This window comes from Streptomyces africanus, assembly GCF_002150735.1.
Lineage (GTDB): Bacteria > Actinomycetota > Actinomycetes > Streptomycetales > Streptomycetaceae > Streptomyces > Streptomyces africanus.
This window is the reverse complement of sequence record NZ_MUKA01000717.1, coordinates 1-1,472: the sequence shown is the minus strand read 5'-3', so window position 1 is coordinate 1,472 and position 1,472 is coordinate 1. Positions and strand designations below refer to the sequence as shown.

Below are 1,472 nucleotides of genomic sequence, written 5' to 3'. Positions count from 1 at the left end.
GTGCACGGGGCGGCGCAGGGGCGGGGGCTGTCGTAGGAGACGAGGCGGTCCAGTGCAGGCAGAGTGAGCCACCGGTCGGCCGGCCGGGCCGGTTGGTCTGCAGGCAGGGGCGCGGGGGCGGTCGCGCCGTAGTAGTGGCGGCGGGCGGTCTGAAGGTCGGTGGTGAGGGTGTGGTCGGCCGTCTGCAGGGCCTGGTGCAGGGCGGCGGGCAGGTGGGGGCGGTGGCAGACCAGGGTCAGGTGGATACCGGTGCGGGCCTGTAGCTGCAGAAGGCGCATCGTGCGGCGGGCGGTGAGGCGGTGGGCGCGCAGGACGGTCAGCCGGGTGACGGGCAGGGCAGTGATCCAGGCCGTGGCGGCTTCCCATGCGGGCTGACGGCCGCCGGGGAAGCGGCCCGGGAGCAGGGGCGGCTTTTCCAGGGCGGCCAGAAGGTCGTGGGCGAGGCCGGTTTCACTGGTGGTGCCCGGGCCGGGATGCAGGGTGATCCGGCCGGACGGCGGATGGTGGGCGGCCAGAGCGGTGTGCGTGTCGGATCGCGTCGTCATGGTGGTCGATGACCACGGTGACGGGCGGTGGCGCGGTGAGCGGCATGGCGGTGGGGTGGTCAGGCAAGGCGGCTGAAGGCCCAGCGCAGCAGTTCCTGGTCGACGCGTGGGCGGCCGGTGCGGGCCAGGGCGGTGCGGGTGTGGGCGGTCAGCTGGGCCCAGGCGCGGAAGTTGCCGTGTGCGGCGTGGCTGTCGGCGAAGGTGATGTCGTCGGGGTCGGCGTCGGCCCAGATGGGGTGGAACAGGGGGATGGCCTCGAGGACCTCGCTGGGGGTCAGGCGGGTGAAGTGCTGCCAGATGAAGATGCGGGAGGAGAGCATCGGTTCGCGGCGCAGCACGGTGTGGCAGCCCTCGCCTCCGACGAAGATGATGGCGAGCTGGGTGGCTGGTTCGTCCCACAGGTAGCGGAAGTATTCGAACGCCTCCCCGTTGAGCCACTGGGCCTCGTCCACCAGGAAGGTGCGGGGGCGTTCGGCCAGGGCGGTCTTCAGCAGGCGGTCGAATTCGCTGGGGTGGCGCGGTGGTTCCCCGGCCAGGTCGAGGGCGGTGAACAGTTCGTAGCGCACTGCGCGGGCGGTGGGCCGGGCCCGGAAGGTGATCTTGCGGACGTCCTCGCCGGGTTCGAGTGCGCGCAGGCAGGTGTTGACGGCGAGGGTCTTGCCGAAGCCGGCGCCGCCGTGGATGCACATCATGGCCCGCGCGGCGACCGTGTCGGAGATGTTCTCCCGGGCGGTGAGCAGGGCACGGGTGGTGACCACGGACGCATCGGGCAGGTCGACGTATTGGTAGGTGGCCGCAGTCACGAGGCATCTCCGTCTTCAGCGGGGTCTGCGGCCTGTCCGGGCGGGCCGTCGGGAACGGGTTCGGGCTGGAGCGGAACGGGGCGGTCCGGCGTGGTCCGGGTGGCGAGGGAGGGCGGTGTGCGCC

At 72.5% G+C, this 1,472-nt stretch carries 1 protein-coding gene and 1 pseudogene; both read right to left on the bottom strand.

The genetic code is table 11. The features are described from left to right. A pseudogene (locus CCL05_RS43630) lies at positions 1 to 545 on the bottom strand (hypothetical protein); the annotation flags it as partial. Between the two features lie 59 nt (positions 546 to 604). After that, on the bottom strand, positions 605 to 1,348 hold the full coding sequence (locus CCL05_RS43625; RefSeq protein WP_208641766.1) for an AAA family ATPase: 744 nt from the start codon (positions 1,346 to 1,348) through the stop codon (positions 605 to 607). Between the last annotated feature and the right edge of the window lie 124 nt (positions 1,349 to 1,472).